Source organism: Streptomyces phytophilus (assembly GCF_013870535.1).
GTDB lineage: Bacteria > Actinomycetota > Actinomycetes > Streptomycetales > Streptomycetaceae > Streptomyces > Streptomyces phytophilus.
Window position 1 is genome coordinate 1 of record NZ_JACBXC010000034.1, and the last position, 17177, is coordinate 17177.

General features: G+C 73.0%; 15 protein-coding genes. 6 read left to right on the forward strand and 9 right to left on the reverse strand.

Translation table 11 applies throughout. The features are described from left to right. On the forward strand, positions 1 to 1756 hold a 1756-nt coding region (locus tag H5J30_RS04395), incomplete at its 5' end, for an ATP-binding SpoIIE family protein phosphatase (protein WP_181785825.1). A gap of 3 nt (positions 1757 to 1759) precedes the next feature. On the opposite strand, the gene H5J30_RS04400 is transcribed toward H5J30_RS04395, so the two are convergent. The 3 genes from H5J30_RS04400 to H5J30_RS04410 form a co-directional block, all read right to left on the reverse strand. Next, a complete protein-coding gene (locus tag H5J30_RS04400) occupies positions 1760 to 2554 on the reverse strand; it encodes an alpha/beta fold hydrolase (protein ID WP_181785826.1) in 795 nt (264 codons plus the stop codon). Positions 2555 to 2641: 87 nt separating this feature from the next. After that, positions 2642 to 3598, reverse strand: coding sequence for a pirin family protein (locus H5J30_RS04405; RefSeq protein ID WP_181785827.1), 957 nt, complete (start codon positions 3596 to 3598; stop codon positions 2642 to 2644). Positions 3599 to 3672: 74 nt separating this feature from the next. Further along, complete coding sequence (locus H5J30_RS04410; protein ID WP_027745069.1) at positions 3673 to 4203, reverse strand: SseB family protein; 531 nt, start codon at positions 4201 to 4203, stop codon at positions 3673 to 3675. A gap of 145 nt (positions 4204 to 4348) precedes the next feature. Here H5J30_RS04410 and H5J30_RS04415 point away from each other — a divergent pair, with 145 nt between their 5' ends. Further along, positions 4349 to 6187 carry an acyl-CoA dehydrogenase gene (locus H5J30_RS04415; RefSeq protein ID WP_181785828.1) on the forward strand — a complete coding sequence of 613 codons (1839 nt, stop codon included), beginning with the start codon at positions 4349 to 4351 and terminating at the stop codon, positions 6185 to 6187. A gap of 186 nt (positions 6188 to 6373) precedes the next feature. Here H5J30_RS04415 and H5J30_RS04420 read toward each other — a convergent pair whose 3' ends face one another. After that, the gene (locus H5J30_RS04420) at positions 6374 to 7321 is read right to left on the reverse strand and encodes a sulfotransferase family protein (RefSeq protein WP_181785829.1); all 948 of its coding nucleotides are present in this window, start codon (positions 7319 to 7321) and stop codon (positions 6374 to 6376) included. Between the two features lie 173 nt (positions 7322 to 7494). Between H5J30_RS04420 and H5J30_RS04425 the strand changes: the two genes are divergently transcribed. Continuing rightward, a complete protein-coding gene (locus H5J30_RS04425) occupies positions 7495 to 8892 on the forward strand; it encodes a M18 family aminopeptidase (RefSeq protein ID WP_181785830.1) in 1398 nt (465 codons plus the stop codon). A gap of 191 nt (positions 8893 to 9083) precedes the next feature. Here the strand turns inward: H5J30_RS04425 and H5J30_RS04430 are convergent, their stop codons facing one another. Continuing rightward, the gene (locus tag H5J30_RS04430) at positions 9084 to 9812 is read right to left on the reverse strand and encodes a hypothetical protein (RefSeq protein ID WP_181785831.1); all 729 of its coding nucleotides are present in this window, start codon (positions 9810 to 9812) and stop codon (positions 9084 to 9086) included. Between the two features lie 70 nt (positions 9813 to 9882). Between H5J30_RS04430 and H5J30_RS04435 the strand changes: the two genes are divergently transcribed. After that, entirely contained in the window at positions 9883 to 10440 is a 558-nt protein-coding gene (locus tag H5J30_RS04435; protein WP_181785832.1) for an ArsR/SmtB family transcription factor, read from the forward strand. Between the two features lie 173 nt (positions 10441 to 10613). On the opposite strand, the gene H5J30_RS04440 is transcribed toward H5J30_RS04435, so the two are convergent. From H5J30_RS04440 to H5J30_RS04450, 3 genes are all read right to left on the reverse strand, one after another. Then, positions 10614 to 10910: a hypothetical protein gene (locus H5J30_RS04440; RefSeq protein ID WP_181785833.1), complete on the reverse strand. Its 297-nt coding sequence runs from the start codon at positions 10908 to 10910 to the stop codon at positions 10614 to 10616. Between the two features lie 46 nt (positions 10911 to 10956). Then, positions 10957 to 12834, reverse strand: a complete 1878-nt coding sequence (locus H5J30_RS04445) for an NHL domain-containing thioredoxin family protein (RefSeq protein WP_181785834.1) — start codon at positions 12832 to 12834, stop codon at positions 10957 to 10959. Positions 12835 to 12912: 78 nt separating this feature from the next. Next, positions 12913 to 13695, reverse strand: coding sequence for a carbon-nitrogen family hydrolase (locus H5J30_RS04450; protein ID WP_181785835.1), 783 nt, complete (start codon positions 13693 to 13695; stop codon positions 12913 to 12915). Between the two features lie 133 nt (positions 13696 to 13828). Between H5J30_RS04450 and H5J30_RS04455 the strand changes: the two genes are divergently transcribed. Together H5J30_RS04455 and H5J30_RS04460 are read left to right on the forward strand one after the other, a co-directional pair. Further along, entirely contained in the window at positions 13829 to 14653 is an 825-nt protein-coding gene (locus H5J30_RS04455) for a maleylpyruvate isomerase family mycothiol-dependent enzyme (protein ID WP_181785836.1), read from the forward strand. A gap of 128 nt (positions 14654 to 14781) precedes the next feature. Beyond that, on the forward strand, positions 14782 to 15906 hold the full coding sequence (locus H5J30_RS04460) for a rod shape-determining protein (RefSeq protein ID WP_181785837.1): 1125 nt from the start codon (positions 14782 to 14784) through the stop codon (positions 15904 to 15906). A 28-nt stretch (positions 15907 to 15934) separates the two neighbouring features. Here the strand turns inward: H5J30_RS04460 and H5J30_RS04465 are convergent. Next, a partial coding sequence (locus H5J30_RS04465; RefSeq protein WP_181785838.1) for an MFS transporter occupies positions 15935 to 17177 on the reverse strand: 1243 nt, incomplete at its 5' end.

Below are 17177 nucleotides of genomic sequence, written 5' to 3' on the forward strand. Positions count from 1 at the left end.
CTCCCCGCCCTCGCCGCTGACCAGCGACTGGCGGCTGTCCCGCGAGGCGTTCCTGCTCGACGCCGGCCGCGCGCTCGCCGAGTCCCGCGGCACCGACCAGGTGCTGCGCGTCGCCGCGTCCCTGTCGATGCCCGGCTTCTCGCCCGACGGCATGGCCGTCTTCGGCGTCGAGGGCGACCACCTCACCGTCATCGGCCAGCACGGCTACCGCCCCGAGGACGAGGAGCCCTTCAACGACATCCCCCTCGAATCCGACTACCCCGGCTCCGTCGCCGTCCGCACCGGCCGCGCCATCTACATCGCGGGCCGCGAGGAGTACCGCCGCCGCTTCCCCGAGGCGTGGCGGCTCGCGGGCCGGCTGGGCCGGCGCTCATGGGCGTACGTGCCGCTGATCGTGGCCGGCCGGGTCATCGGCGTGTGGCTGGCGGCCTTCTCCCACCCCGCGCCCTTCACGCCCGACGAGCGCTCCGTGCTCACCACCGTGGCGCGCATGCTGGCGCAGGCGCTGTCCCGCGCGCACGTGCACGAGTCCGAGCGCGAGCTGTCCGCCGGGCTCCAGCGCAGCCTGATGCCGGAGGAGGTGCCGCCGACGCCGGGCATGACCGTCGCCGCCCGCTACGTGCCGACCGGCGGCGGGCTGGAGATCGGCGGCGACTGGTACGACGTCATCACGCTGCCGTCCGGCAAGACGGCGGTGGTCATCGGCGACGTCCAGGGCCACGACGTCCGCGCCGCCGGGCTGATGAGCCAGCTGCGGATCGCCATCCGCGCGTACGCCTCGGAAGGCCACCACCCCGACGCCGTACTCACCCGCGCCTCGCACTTCCTCACCCAGCTCAACCACCGCGAGGGCCTCGAAGGCGACTCCCCGCCCGAGGACGCCGACCCCCGCTTCGCCACCTGCCTCTACATCAAGGCCGACCCGGCAGCCGGCACCCTCTACATCGCCCGCGCCGGCCACCTCGACCCGGCGATGGGCATCGGCGACGGCACCCTCCTCGTCCGCCCCACCGAGGGCGGCCTGCCCCTCGGTGTCGTCGAGGACCCGGACTACCCCGTCACCCGACTGGTCCTGGAGCCGGGCGAGCTGATGCTGCTGTGCAGCGACGGGCTCATCGAGACCGGCGGACACGACCTGGAGACCGGCCGCGACCGGCTGCGCCGGGTCTTCGCCGGGCACGTCGGCGACGACCTGGAGACGCTGGCGGACGCGCTCATCGACGCCGTCAGCGGCCCCCACTCCCACGCCACCCCGGGCCCGCACGCGGAGCGCCGCGAGGACGACATCGCGCTCGTCCTCCTCCGCCGCGACCAGCCCCCGCGGGAGGGCGAGCCGGGCGCCGCCCCCGCCACGGGCCGCCACATGCACCTCACCGTCCCCCAGGCGGAGCAGCAGCGCACCGCGGACGCCCGCCACGAACTCCGCGCCATGCTCTTCGACTGGTCCACCCCCGCCCAGGTCGACTCCGCCGAGCTGGTCCTCTCCGAACTCGTCGCCAACGTCCTCCTGCACACCGACAGCGACGCCGACATCAGCGCCGACGTCACCGGCCCCCGCGGCAACCGCACCCTGCGCGTCAGCGTCGGCGACGCCGACACGGGCCTCCCCCACCTGCGCCACCCGGGCGAGCTGTCCTCCTCGGGCCGCGGGCTGTTCCTGCTCCAGGAGCTGTCGGGCGAGTGGGGTACGGAGCCGAAGGGCGACGGCAAGGAGATCTGGTGCGAGTTCCACGAGGAGGACTGGCCGGCCCCGTAGCGGTCAGCCGCCCGGGTTCGCCTGCGCCCGCCGTACGGGCAGCATCGTCTCGACCTCGTCGAGCGCGAGGTGCTCCAGGACGAGCCGGTTGACCAGCCCCGCCTGCTCCAGCGGCACCACGTGGGACGCCCCGGGCACGACCGCCAGCCGGCTGCGCGGGATGGCGCGGTAGAGCGCGGTGGTGTGCTCCAGCGTCATCAGGTCGTCGTCGCCGACCAGCACGAGCGTGGGGGCGGCGATCCGGCCCAGGTCGTCCTCGGTGAGCGTGGGCTCCGTACGCCACATCTCGATGACCTTGTCGACCACCGCGGGCCAGTGCTCCGGGCCGTCGGGGCTGACGGCCTCGTACAGCCCGCGGAAGAACGCGAGGTCGTCCCCGTCCGCCGTCATCGAGTCGAGCATGGCCGGCTCGGCGAAGCACTCGCCGGCGGGCCGGAAGCTGGCCCCCATCAGCACGGCCTTGCGCACGAGGTCGGGCCGCGCGATCGCGACGAGCATCGCGACGATGCCGCCGTCGCTCCACCCGACCAGGTGCGCGGGCCCGCCGACGACGGTCTCCAGGAAGGCGACGGTGTCGCCGGCCATGTCCGCGTACGTCAGCGGCCCCGCGACGTCGGGGGTGTGCCCGTGCGCGCGCCGCTCGGGCAGGAACACCCGGTACGCACCGGCCAGCTCCTTCCGCTGCGCGCCCCAGGTCTCGGCGGTGCAGAACCCGCCGTGCAGCAGCACGAGCGGCTCCCCTGCCCCCTCGGCCTCGTACCAGCTCCGCACCCCGCGCAGCTCCGCATACTCACCCACGGCACCCTCCACCCCCTCACCCTCCGCCACCCTCATCCCGTGCGCAACACACCCGCACCGCGGGGCGGCGTCGGTCGTGCGGCGGGGTCAGAGCGCGTCCGCGGGGATGGTGCCGAGGCGGCCGGACTTGAAGTCGTCGAATGCCTGGGCCAGTTCCACGTGGGTGTTCATCACGAACGGGCCGTACTGCATCATCGGCTCCCTGATCGGCAGGCCGCCCAGCAGGACGACCTCGAAGTTCGCGCTGCGCGAGTCCTGCGCGGCGTCCGCGCGGAGCGTCAGCGACTCGCCGTGGCCGAAGACCACCGCCTGGCCCGTGCCGAAGGGGCGGGCCTCGGCGCCTGCCGTGCCGCTGCCGGCGAGGGCGTAGGCGAGGGCGTTGAAGTCCGCGCGCCAGGGGAGTGTCACCTCGGCGCCGGGGGTGACGGAGGCGTGGATCATGGTGATGGGGGTGTGCGTCGCGCCGGGGCCCGCGTGGCCCTCCAGGTCGCCGGCGATCAGGCGGAGGAGGGCGCCGCCGTCGGGGGAGGTGAGGAGCTTCACGTTCCGGCCGCGGAGGTCCTGGTACTTCGGCGGGATCATCTTGCTCTCGCGCGGCAGGTTCACCCAGAGCTGCAGGCCGTGGAAGAGGCCGCCGCTGAGGACCAGCTCCTCCGGCGGGGTCTCGATGTGCAGGAGGCCGCTGCCGGCGGTCATCCACTGGGTGTCGCCGTTCGTGATGACCCCGCCGCCTCCGTGGGAGTCCCGGTGCACGAACGTGCCGTCGATGATGTACGTCACGGTCTCGAAGCCGCGGTGCGGGTGCCAGGCCGTTCCCTTCGGCTCCCCGGCCTCGTAGTCGACCTCCCCCATCTGGTCCATCATGATGAACGGGTCGAGGCGGGCGTAGTCGATGCCCGCGAACGCGCGGCGGACCGGGAAGCCCTCGCCCTCGTAGCCCTGCGGCGCGGTGCTGACGGTGTGCACCCGGCGGGCCTCGGCGGTGGGCGGGGGCGGGGAGACGCGGGGGAGGAGCAGCGGGTTGTCGGTGGTGACTGCAGGCATGGGGTCTCCTCGGTGGGTCCGCCCTCAGGTGGTTGAGGGCTAAACGACTTCCGGGCGCCGTCCCATTCCCGCGCTCAGCCGTACATCCGGCGCATCGCGAAGTCGACCATCTCCTCGACCGCCTTCGCGTCCACGACCATCCGGTGGTCGCCCTCGATGTCCAGCACGAAGCCGTACCCCGTGGGCAGCAGGTCGATGACCTCCGCGCCGGTGACCGTGAAGTACTTCGACTCCCGGCCCGCGTACCGGCGCAGCTCCTTCAGCGAGCTGAAGAGCGGGATCACCGGCTGCTGGGTGTTGTGCAGGGCGAGGAAGCCGGGGTTGTCGCCGCGGGGGCAGTAGATCTTGGAGGTGGCGAAGATCTGCTGGAAGTCCTCGGAGCCGATGGCACCGCCCGTGAACGCCTTGACCGCGTCCGCGAGGGACGGCGGGGCGGGCTGGGACGGCTCGGGGTAGAGGGGCTGCTCGGCGTAGCCGGGGGCGGGCTGGTCGTACGGCCCGGGGGGCGGCGCGGCGTACTGGTGCCCCTGGGGGTGCCCCGGCGGGGGCGCCTGGGGGTGGCCCTGGGGGGCGCCGTAACCGGCGGACTGGTCGTAGCCGTACATGTTTTCAAGCCTAGCCGCGTCCCGGGCGTACGGGTGGGGACTCCGCCAGTCGGACGGATGTGACAAGAGGAGGGTTGCGTTTTATTACTGACGGGTAGCATCATGGGTGGTCGCTGATCCCTTTTGCCTGATACGGAGCCTGCGCATGGGCCACTACAAGTCGAACCTCCGGGACATCGAGTTCAACCTCTTCGAGGTGCTGGGCCGCGGCGACGTCTACGGCACGGGCCCCTTCGAGGACATGGACACCGAGACCGCGCGGAGCGTCCTCACCGAGATCGCCCGGCTGGCCGAGAACGACCTGGCAGAGTCCTTCGCCGACGGCGACCGCAACCCGCCGGTCTTCGACCCGGAGACCGGCACCGCCCCCGTTCCGGCGGCCTTCAAGAAGTCGTACGACACCTACATGGACGCCGAGTGGTGGCGCCTGGGCCTGCCCGAGGAGATCGGCGGCACGCCGACGCCGTCGTCGCTGATCTGGGCGTACGCCGAGATGGTGCTGGGCGCGAACCCTGCCGTGTGGATGTACGCCTCCGGGCCGGCCTTCGCGGGCGTGCTCTACGACGAGGGCACCGAGGAGCAGCGCCAGGTCGCGCGGCTGATGGTGGAGCGGCGCTGGGGCTCCACGATGGTCCTCACCGAGCCGGACGCCGGCTCCGACGTGGGCGCCGGGCGGGCGAAGGCGCTGGAGCAGCCGGACGGCACGTGGCACATCGAGGGCGTGAAGCGCTTCATCACCTCCGGCGAGCACGACATGTCGGAGAACATCGTGCACTTCGTGCTGGCCCGCCCGGAGGGCGCCGGGCCCGGCACGAAGGGGCTGAGCCTGTTCGTCGTACCGAAGTACGACTTCGACTGGGAGACCGGCGAGCTGGGCGAGCGCAACGGCGTGTACGCCACCAACGTCGAGCACAAGATGGGCCTGAAGGTCTCCAACACCTGCGAGCTGACCTTCGGCACCTCCTCTCCCGCGGGGACCCCGGCGAAGGGCTGGCTGCTCGGCGGGAAGCACGACGGCATCCGCCAGATGTTCAAGATCATCGAGTTTGCGCGGATGATGGTCGGCACCAAGGCCATCGCGACCCTCTCGACGGGCTACCTCAACGCGCTGGAGTACGCCAAGGAGCGCGTCCAGGGCCCGGATCTGGCGCAGTTCACCGACAAGACCGCGCCGCGCGTGTCCATCACGCACCACCCGGACGTGCGCCGCTCGCTGATGACGCAGAAGGCGTACGCCGAGGGCATGCGCGCCCTCGTCCTCTACACCGCCTCCGTGCAGGACACCATCCAGGTCCGCGAGGCCGCGGGCGAGGACACCTCCGCGCAGCACGCGCTGAACGACCTGCTGCTGCCCATCGTCAAGGGGTACGGGTCGGAGAAGTCGTACGAGCAGCTCGCCCAGTCGCTGCAGACCTTCGGCGGCTCCGGCTATCTGCAGGAGTACCCGATCGAGCAGTACATCCGGGACGCGAAGATCGACACGCTCTACGAGGGCACCACCGCCATCCAGGGGCAGGACTACTTCTTCCGGAAGATCGTCCGCAACCAGGGGCAGGCGCTGACCTCGCTGGCCGAGGAGATCAAGAAGTTCCTGGCCGAGGCGGTCGGCGGGGAGCAGTTGGCCGCGGCGCGCGACGAGTTGGCCGGGGCGGCGGTGGACCTGGAGGCCATCGTCGGGTTGATGCTGACCGACCTGGCCGCCACCGAGAAGGACGTGAAGTCCATCTACAAGGTGGGGCTCAACACCACCCGCCTGCTGCTCGCCTCCGGCGACGTCGTGATCGCGTACCTGCTGCTCAAGGGCGCCGCGGTGGCAGCCGAGAAGCTGCCGACAGCCGCGGCGAAGGACGTGGCGTTCTACCGGGGGAAGATCGCGGCGGCGACCTTCTTCGCCCGGAACGTGCTGCCGGGGGTCGCGATGCAGCGGTCGCTGGCGGAGAGCACGGACCAGTCGCTGATGGAGCTGGACGAGGCCGCGTTCTGACGCGGACGCCAGGCCGCGCCCCGCGGCGTACCGCGCTCCGCGGCGGACGCGGTTCCCAGTCGGGCCCCGGGGTCCGGACACGACGCCTCTTCGACGACGACGAAGGCGCCGGATCCGGACCCCGGTGGGCTCTCCGGGCGGGGTGAGACGGCCCGTACGGGGCGAAGGGGCCCGTACGGGGCCGGGTCAGTCCTCGTACCCCCAGGCGGCGGCGTACTCCGCCATCTCCGGCGACAGCTCGGCGGCCCCCTCCCCGAAGGTGCGGGCCGCCTGGATCCGGCCGGACTTTATGTTGTCGCTGCGGTCGCCGAGGTTGGGCCGGAGCCGGCCGTGGTCCTGCTCGCCGTACTCCAGCATCGACTCCTCGAACTCCACCTCCAGGTACGCGCACACGCCCCGCATGACCCGCTCCGGGTCGGAGGTCAGGTCCTCGTACGTGAGGGTGTGGCCGTCGAGCGCGGCGCGGGCCCGCTCCAGCGGCTCGAAGTACTTCAGCGCGTTCGCCTCGTTCTGCGCGCGGGTGGAGGTGTTGGACTTGCGGTTCTCCAACGAGCTGACGACGCCCTCGGGATGGCGCAGCAGGAACAGGAACTTCGCCTTCGGCCAGGCGTGCGCCAGCCGCTCCCAGGCCCACACGTTGCCCGGGGTCTTGTCGACGACGACGTCCTTGCCGCTGCGCTCCAGCTCCAGGTGCAGCACCCGGTCCCACAGCACGTGCTCCAGCTCCACCTTGTCCAGGCCCAGTTCGAGCATGGACTGGTCGGAGAAGCCGGGCGTCAGCTCCACGCCGAGGGTGCGCAGGTGCAGCTCGTGCGGGGCGCGTATCCGGGAGTGGCTGTTGAGCAGCATGCGCAGCAGGGTGGAGCCGGAGCGCACCGGCGCGAGCACGAAGACCGGCGCCTCGACCTGCCGCGGCATGGCGTCCACTCCGTAGTCCGGGGCGACCGTCTTCTTCGGCGGGCGCGGGCCCTTCGGCGCGGCCTTCTCCGGAGCCTTCTGCGGCGTCGCGGCATCCGGCGCCACCTGGGCCGCGGAGTTCGCCTCCACGCCCGGACCCGTCAACTGCCGCGGCGGCCTGAGCGCCTCGCCCAGCAGCCGAGCTCTGCGCTTGATGCCCGTGTTCACGACTCCCATGGGGCCTCTGCCACCCTTCCTGCCATACCGTCCCTGCCCGTCACTCCCCCCCCCGTGCGGACAACCGGCGCCTCACTGGCAACAGGCGACTCGCACCCGGAAGAACGTAAGACAACGATTCGGCGAAGGCAATGGCTCGATTCCGCTTCTCACTCACGTCTTAGGCTTTGCTCATGACCTCTGCTTCTCCGCCCCGGTTCGACCGCAGCCACACCGACGACCTCGCCGGGTACCTCACCGCCTCCCCCACGCCGTACCACGCCGTGGCGGAGGCCGCCCGGCGGCTGGAGAAGGCCGGGTTCACCCAGCTCCGGGAGACCGACGCCTGGGACGCCACGGCCGGCGGCCGCTACGTGCTGCGCGGCGGCGCGCTCATCGCCTGGTACGTGCCCGAGGGCAGCGCCCCCGAGACGCCGTTCCACATCGTCGGCGCCCACACGGACTCGCCCAACCTGCGGGTCAAGCCGGTGCCGGACACCGGCGCGCACGGCTGGCGGCAGATCGCGGTCGAGGTCTACGGCGGGCCGCTGCTGAACAGCTGGCTGGACCGGGACCTGGGGCTGGCGGGCCGGCTGACGCTGCGGCCGGGCGCGACGGACGCGGGCGCGGGTACCGGCACCGGCACGGATACCGGCACGGATACGGGCGCGGACGCGGGCGGAGGTGCCCAGGGGCCGGGCGGCGGGGAGGTGCGGCTGGTCAACGTCGACCGGCCGCTGCTGCGCGTACCCCAGCTCGCCATCCACCTCGACCGGGGCGTCGTCTCCGACGGCCTGAAGCTCGACAAGCAGCGCCACGCGACGCCGATCTGGGGCCTCGGCCCCGTACGCGAGGGCGACCTCGTCGAGTTCCTGGCCGCGGAGGCCGGGGTCGCGCCGGGCGACGTCATCGGCTGGGACCTGATGGTGCACAGCGTCGAACCACCCGCCTACCTCGGCCGCGACCGCGAACTGCTCGCGGGCCCGCGCATGGACAACCTCCTCTCCGTACACGCCGGCGTCGCCGCCCTCACCGCCGCAGCGGCAGACGCCACCCCGCCGACCACGATCCCCGTGCTGGCCGCCTTCGACCACGAGGAGACCGGCAGCCAGTCCGACACCGGCGCGGAGGGCCCGCTCCTCGGCACCGTCCTGCGCCGCACCGTCGCCGCCCGCGGCGGCTCGTACGACGACACCGCCCGCGCCCTGGCCGGCTCCGTCTGCCTCTCCTCCGACACCGGCCACGCCGTACACCCGAACTACCCCGAGCGGCACGAGCCGGGCCACCACCCGATGCCGAACGCGGGCCCGATCCTCAAGGTCAACGTCAACCAGCGCTACGCCACGGACGGCGCCGGCCGCGGCATCCTCGCCACCGCCTGCGAGCGGGCCGGGGTGCCCTGGCAGACGTTCGTCTCCCACAACGCGATGCCCTGCGGCACGACCATCGGACCCATCACGGCGGCCCGCCACGGGATCACGACCGTGGACATCGGGGTGGCCATCCTCTCGATGCACTCGGCGCGGGAGCTGTGCGGCGCGGAGGACCCGCACCTGCTGGCCGCCGCGCTGGCGGCGTTCCTGACGGAGTGAGCCTGGCGGGCCTCCTTTCGGGCTTCGGGCCTGCTTCGGGCTTCCGGCTTCGGGGTCCGGGCTTCGGGGGTCAGGCTTCGGGGGTCGGGCGGTGAGAGGGCTCCAAGACGCGCGGGCGGGGCTCAGTCGTCGGCGTGGGTGCGGGCGGCCGGTGCGTGCGCGGCTTCGCACCGGGCGCCGCCCGCGGGGCGTTACGCGTACGGCCTGATGGCCACCGTGGCGTCGAGTTCGAGCCGGTTCTCCCCCGCCGGAGCCGGCAGATCCAGCACCCGGTCCAGGATCCGGCCGCCCAGGCGTCCGCAGCCGCCGGTGCGCGGGGCGGTGAACTCCGTGTCCGCGGCGGCGAAGGAGACCACCAGCGGGTCCTCGGATATCACCTCCGTGGGGCGGGTGTCCTTCAGCACGAGGTGGACCGGCTCCGTGGCCGCCGCGCCTATGGAGCAGCCCTTCGGCAGCAGCGGGCCGCCGACCGCGAGGGTCAGGTCCAGCTCGCCGCGGCGTACGTCGTCGGCTTCGAAGTCGCTGTAGCCCCCGTACTGCGGCGTGAGCGTCAGCGGCGTGCCCCCGACCCGGATCGGCTCGGCGGTCATCTCGCCGAAGACCTGGGCGAACTCGCCGTCGACCCGGCCCTCCGCGAACGTCAGCGTCATCGGCCGGTCTATGGGCTCGTCCACACCGCCGACCCGCAGCCTCCCCGTCGCGTGCATCACCTCGCAGCGCCAGGTCCCGGAATCGGCGCCCTCGGGCAGCTCGTCCACCGCCGGGCAGGCGCCGAAGTCGAAGTCCGACCCGGGCGGGCCGGGCGCCGCGGAGGCGGGGGCGGCGCCGGCGGTGAGGACGGCGAGCAGGGCGGTGAGCGCGGTGGCCGCGAGGCGGGCGGCGCCCGGTCCGCACGACCGGCGGTTCCAGTTCTTCGTCATGACCGCAGCATTACAGAGTTTTCTCTGCAAAGAAAGCTCTGCAGAGGAACCTGTGGATAAACTGGCGGCCATGACGGAGGACAGGAGCAAGGCCAGCAGCCCGGAAGCGCTCAAAGCGCTCGCGCACCCGCTGCGGCTGCGCATCCTGCGCCACCTCTCGGTGCACGGCCCGGCGACGTCGACGACGCTCGCGGCGGCGCTGGACGAGAACACCGGGACGCTCAGCTACCACCTGCGCATGCTGGAGCGCGGCGGCCTCATCGAGGACATCCCGGAGCGGTCGGCGGGCCGCGAGCGCTGGTGGCGCGGCGTGCCGGGACTGGACATCCGCCGCCCGCCGATGGACGACGTCACGGCGGGGGAGCGGGCGGTCATCGCGGAACTGGACCGGCTGCGCGGGGCGGAGGACCTGGAGCTGGCGCGGCGGTTCGCGGCGGGGCAGAAGGAGGAGTCGGAGGAGGGGTGGCTGCGGGGGTCACGCGGGCTGAGCCACCTGACGAAGGAGCAGCTGGACGCCTTCCACGACGACTACCTGAAGCTCCTGGCCAAGTACCGCCACACCCCCGAGGACGCGGCCCCGGGCGCACGGCCGATCCTCCTGCGCTGGTTCGGCATCCCGGGGGACTAGGCCCTGTCTGACAAATAGCGCCGTCCGCCCTCTGGGCGGGCGTCGCGGCGTCTGGTGCGTGCGATCGCAAGGCGGAGGGTCGACCGCATAGTGGGCCTATTCGGTCGATCCCGACAACGCAGCGAGCGTGCGTGCCAGACGTCGCGACGCAGGCGGGATTTGTCAGACAGGGCCTAGGAGGCGGGCTCCTCGGGGAGGCGCTCGGCGAGGGCCTGGACGGCGGCCAAGACGGTAGCGAAGCCGTTGGTCATCTTCGTGTCAAGCGCGTCGATCCGCTCGCTCTGCTCCAGCTGCGTCTCGCGCAATGCCTCCAGCACCTTCCGATGCGCGCGCATTTCGAGCTTCAGGTCCGCCATATCCCGATCGTTTATGGCGACCATCGCATGGGTCTGCGTCATCCGGTCGTGGACGGCGTCCACGCGGGCCTCCAGGGTCTCCACACGGCGACGAAGCTCGTCGGTCTCACTCATCCGGCCCAGCGTATCTGACCTGCACCGATGCAGGGTCGTTTCTCCACTAAGGGACTTCCTCTTCCTTTTCCTCCCCCTCGTCCAGCCCCGCCAGGATCAGCGGCAGCCGCCTCGCTCCCGACTCCGTGACGCGGATCGGGACGCCCCAGTCCTGCTGGTGTACGTGGCACGCCGGGTACTCCACCGACGGGTCGTCGTCGCAGCTCGCCGCCATCGCCGAGACGTGCAGCACCCCCTCCGCCGGGCCGTCCGGCGACAGGGCCACCTCCCGCGTCAGGTCCGTGCCCGGGCCCTCGCCCGCCGCGAGCAGCGACGGCGGGGTGGCGCTCACCAGGAGGCGTGTGGCCGGGCCGTAGCGGGTGTCGAGTTTCTGGCCCGGCGGGGGGCGGAAGACGACGTCCAGCGACAGGGTGCCCGGCGCCACGTCCGTCGCCGCCCGTTGCGTGCGGTGCGCCACGGGCGGGACGCGGACCGCCTCCTCCGGCAGCCGGAGGCGGGTCAGGCGGTGGCGGGCGGACTCGACGACCACGATCTCGTCGCCGTCCACCACCGCGTCCGACGGCTCCCGCAGGTCCGTCGCCAGGGTGGTCACCTCGCCGGTGGCCGGGTCGTAGCGGCGCAGGGCGTGGTTGTACGTGTCCGAGACCGCCACCGAGCCGTCCGGCAGTGCCGTGACGCCCAACGGGTGCTGGAGCAGCGCCTCGCCGGCCGGGCCGTCGCGGTGGCCGAAGTCGAAGAGCCCGGTGCCGACCGCCGTGTGGACCCGCGCCCGCCGCTCCTGCCGCTGCTCCGGCCCGCCGCCCGGCTCCAGCCAGCGCAGCGCCGACGTCTCCGAGTCCGCGATCCACAACCGCCCGTCCGCCGCCGCGAGACCCGACGGCTGCGCGAACCACGCCTCGTCCGCGGGCCCGTCGAGCAGCCCCTCGTTCGTCGTGCCGGCCGCCGCCCGTACCGTCCCGGTCTCCGGGTCGTACGTCCACAGTTGGTGGACGCCCGCCATGGCGATCCACAGCAGGCCGTCGAACCACGCCACGTCCCACGGCGACGACAGGGCGACGTCCCGCCCCGGCCCCGACACCGGCGAGCCCTGCCACCACTGCCGCCCGGTCCCCGCCAGCGTCGTCACCGACCCGGTGGCGAGGTCGACGGCCCTGACCGCGTGGTTCACGGTGTCCGCCACCGCGACCGGTTCGGCCCCCCGCGCCGCCCCCGGCGGCAGCAGCGCCAGCCCCTGCGGCTCATTGAAGCGCGGGGCCGCGCCGTCCACGAACCCCCGCTCCCCGGTCCCGATCGTCCGCACCACCGTCTCGCCGTCCGGCTCCAGCTCCACCAGCCGGTGCCGCGTCGTGTCCGAGACGAGCAGGTTGCCCGACGGCAGCCGCAGCGCCTTCCCGGGGAACCGCAGGTGCGTCGCCACCGGCTCCGGCGGCAGGTACGGGGTGTCCCCCCGCCGCAGCGTCCCCTTCGCCGCGTGCTCCGCCTCCAGCTCCGCGACCAGCCGCTCGATGGCGTGTACGTGCCCCTCCCCCGCGTGCTGCGCGACGACGTACCCCTCCGGGTCGATCACCACCAGCGTCGGCCACGCCCGCACCGCGTACTGCTTCCACGTCGCCAGCTCCGGGTCGTCCAGCACCGGGTGGTGCACGCCGTAGCGCTCGACCGCGTCCACGACCGCCGCGTGCTCCGCCTCGTGCACGAACTTCGGCGAGTGCACGCCGACGACGACCACCGTGTCCCGGTGCTTCTCCTCCAGCTCGCGCAACTCGTCCATGACGTGCAGGCAGTTGATGCAGCAGAACGTCCAGAAATCCAGGATCACGACGCGGCCGCGCAGCGCGGCGAGGCTCAGCTCCGCCCCGCCGGTGTTCAGCCAGCCGCCCCTGCCGACCAGCTCGGGAGCCCGGACCCGGGCACGTTTCGCCATGAGCAGAGCCAACCACACCGCTGCCGCGGCCATTCCCGGGCGCGGTGCCCGGCCGGCCGCGCGCTGCCCGCCCCGGTCCTACGGACGCCCCAGCACCCGGTCCCGCAGCGCCGGGAACTCCTCCCGCGTCCGCGCCACCCGCGCCGGATCCAGCTCCGCCCGCAGGACCTCCTCGTCCTCACCCGCCTCCGCGAGGATCTCGCCCCACGGGTCCACGATCATGCTGTGCCCCGCCTGCACCACCCCGCCGGTCGTCCCCGCCGTGCCGCAGGCAAGGACGTACGCCTGGTTCTCCACCGCCCGCGCCTGCGCCAGCAGCCGCCAGTGCGCGCGGCGCCTCGCGGGCCAGCCGGCCGGGAGGACGAAGGTCTGCGCGCCCTCGTCGGCCAGCGCCCGGAACAGCTCGGGGAAGCGCAGGTCGTAGCAGGTGGCGAGGCCCACGACGGTGTCGGCGAGGGCCGCGGTGACGACCTCGTCGCCCGCGCCCATGAGGACCGCCTCGCCGCGGTCGAAGCCGAAGCGGTGGATCTTGCGGTACGTGCGCGCCAGCGCGCCGTCCGGCGCGTAGAGCAGGCTCGTGTTGAACAGCGTGCCCGAGGCGTCCCGCTCCACGACCGACCCCGCGTGCAGCCACACGCCCGCGTCCCGGGCCGCCGCCGCCATCGCCGCCGCCGTGGGCCCGTCGAGGGTCTCCGCGCGGGCCGCGAAGTCGTCGAACGCGAACGCGCCCACGTGCCACAGCTCCGGCAGCACCACCAGCCCGGAGCCCTCCTCGGCGCGTACGAGCGCCGCGGCCCGGACCCGTCGGCTTTCGATGTCTTCATCCGGATCCGCCCGGAACTGGATCAGAGAAGCGCGCACTGTACCACCACCTAGAACCCCAAGTCGTCTGCCTCACCGCATAATCGTCACCCGAAAGCACTGCCGGGGCACCCGTGCGCAGCGTAACTTAGGGCCTGCCGTGCATCTCGCGAACGATCCCGTAAGGGGCAGTGTGACCGTCCACTCCAGCCTCCAGCCGTCCATCGATGCCTGGGCCCACTCGGCCGAGGCCATATCCGAACTCGTGGCACCGCTCTCCGAGGGCGAGTGGAGCGGTCGAAGCGGACTGCCGGGGTGGTCCGTACGGGATGTCGTCTCCCACATCATCGGCGCGGAGTGCGAGGCACTCGGCGACCCGCGGCCCATCCACAACCTGCCGGCCGACCTCGTGCACGTCACGAGCGAGAAGGCGCGCTACGTCGAGGTGCAGGTCGACACCCGCCGCCACCACACCGCGCCGGAGATGACCGCCGACCTCGAATACACGCTGATCCGCCGCCGGCGCCAGATCCGCGACGAGAAGCGGGCGCCGGACGCCAAGATGCGCGGGGCGTTCGGCAGCGAGATGACGCTCGCCGAGCTGACGCGCTACCGCGCCTTCGACATCTGGGTGCACGAGCAGGACATCCGCCGCGCGCTCGGCAAGCCGGGGAACATCGACTCGCCCGGCGCCCACGTCACGCGGGACGAGCTGCTGGCGCGGCTGCCACGGGTGGTCGCCGAGCACGCGGGGGCGCGGCCGGGGTCGATCGTGGTCGTGGACGTGACGGGCCCGCTGGAGTTCATGCGCACGGTACGGGTCGGGGAGGACGGCCGCGGGTCCATCGACGGCAGCGTCTCGCTCGGGCCGACGGTGACGCTGACGACGGACTGGGAGACGTACCTGCGGCTGGCGACGGGCCGGCTGCGGGCGGCAGCGGCGGTGGACCGGGTGAAGGTGGAGGGCGACGCGAAGCTGGCGGAGGCGGTCCTGCGGCACTTCACGGTGACGGACTGACGGACTGACGGACTGACGGGCTGACGGGCTGACGGATGGCGGTCGTCCCTCACCCGTAAGGGGGCAGCGCTCATCCGACCGGCACAGCCCGGCGGGCGCCCCGCGCCCCGCCACCCCAGGCTGATCATGTGAGCATCAGCCAGGAACAGCTTCTCCGTTGCAGCGTCGCCGTCGACATCGGGGCCTCCCGCACCCGCGTCTACCTCAAGGGCATCGGCCTCGTCGTGGACGAGCCGAGCGCCGTCGCCATCAACTCCCGTACCGGCGCCCTGGTGGCCGTCGGCGGGCAGGCCGAGGCGATGACCGGGCGCACCCCCGCACACATCCAGGTCGCCCGGCCCGTGGGGCCGAACGGCATCACCGACATCGAGATGGCCCAGCGCATGCTGCGCCACCTCATCCACGCCAGGGTCCGCAGATCCTGGCGCTTCCACCCCGCGCTGCGGGCCGCGGCGTGCACCCCGCACGACGCCGAGCCGCTGACGCAGCGCGCCATGATCGACACGCTGGCGGGGCTGGGCGCGAAGCGGGTCGTCCTCGTCGACACCCTCATCGCCACGGCGGTGGGCTGCGGGCTGCCGGTGCCGGCGGCGGAGGGCACGCTGATCGTGGTGTGCGGTGCGGCGATGACGCAGATCGCCGTGCTGTCGCTGGGGAACGTCGTCGCCGCCGAGAAGGTGCCGGTGGGCGGGCAGGCCGTGGACCGGGCGCTGGTGGAGCACCTGCGCATCAACCACGAGGTGATGCTGCGCAGCCACACCGTCAGCCAGGTGCACCGCGAGCTGTCGCTCGCCGGCGCGCAGGGCGCGATGATGCTGGACGTGCTGGGCCGCGACGTGGTCTCGGGCCGCCCGCGTACGGTGCAGGTCGACCCGGCGGCGGTGGGGCAGGCCGCGGGGGTGCCGATGCTGGCGGTGCTGGACGGGATCCGCTCGGTGCTGCGGCGCTGCCCGCCGGACCTGGTGGCGGACATCGGGGACCGCGGGATCGTGCTGGCGGGCGAGAGCGCGACGATGCCGGGCCTGGAGACGATGCTGCGTACGTCGGTGGGCCTGCCCGTGCACATCGCGGAACGCCCGGACGTGGCGGCGGTGGTGGGCCTCGGCTCCATGATCGAGAAGGGTGCTCCGCCGGAGTCCGTCCCCGACGCGACCTCGGGCCCTGCGGGCTTCCACGAGGCCACGCCGACCCCGGCCCCGGCCCCGCAGGCCAACCAGGCGGCCGACGTCCCCACGGAGGTCGCGACCGACTAGCCGGCCCTCCACCCGCGCAGCCGGTGCCTCACGCCGGTACGTGCACGGCCGAGACGCGGCTCGCCACCAGGCGTTCGCGTTCGCGGCGGTGGGCCCGGCCGCGCAGGCGCAGGATCTGGGTCGTGCCCAGGATCTGCAGGACGAAGACGCTCGCGAACGCGACGCCGTAGCTGTCGCCCGTGGCGTCCAGCAGCAGACCCACCGCCAGCAGCGTCGTCATGGACGCCGTGAAGCCGCCCATGTTGACGATGCCGGACGCCGTGCCCAGCCGCTCCGGCGGGTTCGCCGGGCGGGCGAAGTCGAAGCCGATCATCGACGCGGGGCCGCACGCGCCCAGCACGCAGCACAGCACCACCAGCAGCCACCGCGGCGCATGCGCCCCGGGCCAGCTCAGCACCGTGCCCCACACCACCGCCGTCACCGCCACCGTGCCCAGCGCGAGCGGCAGCCGCGCCGCGTGGTGCCGGGCGACGAGCTGGCCGTAGACCAGGCCGACCGCCATGTTGGACAGCACCAGCAGCGTCAGCAGTTGGCCGGCCTCCGCGCGGCTCGCGCCCTGGGCCTCGACGAGGAACGGCAGCCCCCACAGCAGCAGGAAGACCATCGCCGGGAACTGGGTGGTGAAGTGCACCCAGAAGCCCAGCCGGGTGCCCGGCTCGCGCCAGGCGCCGGTTATCTGCGCGCGGATGCCGCCGCCGTGGTGGTCCTCGGGGGGCGGCGGGACGTAGTCCCTCGGCTGGTCGCGCAGGAAGAGCAGGACGAGGACGAGCATGACCGCGCCGGCCACCGCGCTGCCCGCGAACGTCGGGGTCCAGCCGAACTCCTGGAGCATGCGGGAGAGCAGGAGCGTCGAGACCAGGTTGCCCGCCATCCCGACGAGCCCCGCGAGCTGCGCTATCAGCGGCCCGCGGCGGGCGGGGAACCAGCGCGCGCCGAGCCGCAGGATGCTGATGAACGTCATCGCGTCGCCGCAGCCGAGGAGCGCGCGGGAGCCGAGGGCCGCGCCGTACGTGCCGGAGAGCGCGAAGCCGAACTGCCCCGCCGTGTACAGCACGATGCCCATGGCCAGCACCCGGCGCGTGCCGAGCCGGTCGACGAGCAGGCCGACGGGGATCTGCATCCCGGCGTAGACGAGGAGTTGGAGGATGGAGAAGCCCGACAGGGCGGAGGCGCCGACGTCGAAGCGCTCGGCGGCGTCGATGCCGGCGACGCCCAGGCTCGTACGGTACGTGACGGCGACGAAGTAGACGGCGACGCCGACGCCCCAGACG

Excerpts from the sequence above, each read along its gene's own strand:
- H5J30_RS04405 (WP_181785827.1), bottom strand. The coding sequence starts at position 3,598 with ATGCCTGCAGTCACCACCGACAACCCGCTGCTCCTCCCCCGCGTCTCC.
- H5J30_RS04410 (WP_027745069.1), bottom strand. The coding sequence starts at position 4,203 with ATGTACGGCTACGACCAGTCCGCCGGTTACGGCGCCCCCCAGGGCCAC.
- H5J30_RS04415 (WP_181785828.1), top strand. The coding sequence starts at position 4,349 with ATGGGCCACTACAAGTCGAACCTCCGGGACATCGAGTTCAACCTCTTC.
- H5J30_RS04420 (WP_181785829.1), bottom strand. The coding sequence starts at position 7,321 with ATGGGAGTCGTGAACACGGGCATCAAGCGCAGAGCTCGGCTGCTGGGC.
- H5J30_RS04425 (WP_181785830.1), top strand. The coding sequence starts at position 7,495 with ATGACCTCTGCTTCTCCGCCCCGGTTCGACCGCAGCCACACCGACGAC.
- H5J30_RS04430 (WP_181785831.1), bottom strand. The coding sequence starts at position 9,812 with ATGACGAAGAACTGGAACCGCCGGTCGTGCGGACCGGGCGCCGCCCGC.
- H5J30_RS04435 (WP_181785832.1), top strand. The coding sequence starts at position 9,883 with ATGACGGAGGACAGGAGCAAGGCCAGCAGCCCGGAAGCGCTCAAAGCG.
- H5J30_RS04440 (WP_181785833.1), bottom strand. The coding sequence starts at position 10,910 with ATGAGTGAGACCGACGAGCTTCGTCGCCGTGTGGAGACCCTGGAGGCC.
- H5J30_RS04445 (WP_181785834.1), bottom strand. The coding sequence starts at position 12,834 with ATGGCGAAACGTGCCCGGGTCCGGGCTCCCGAGCTGGTCGGCAGGGGC.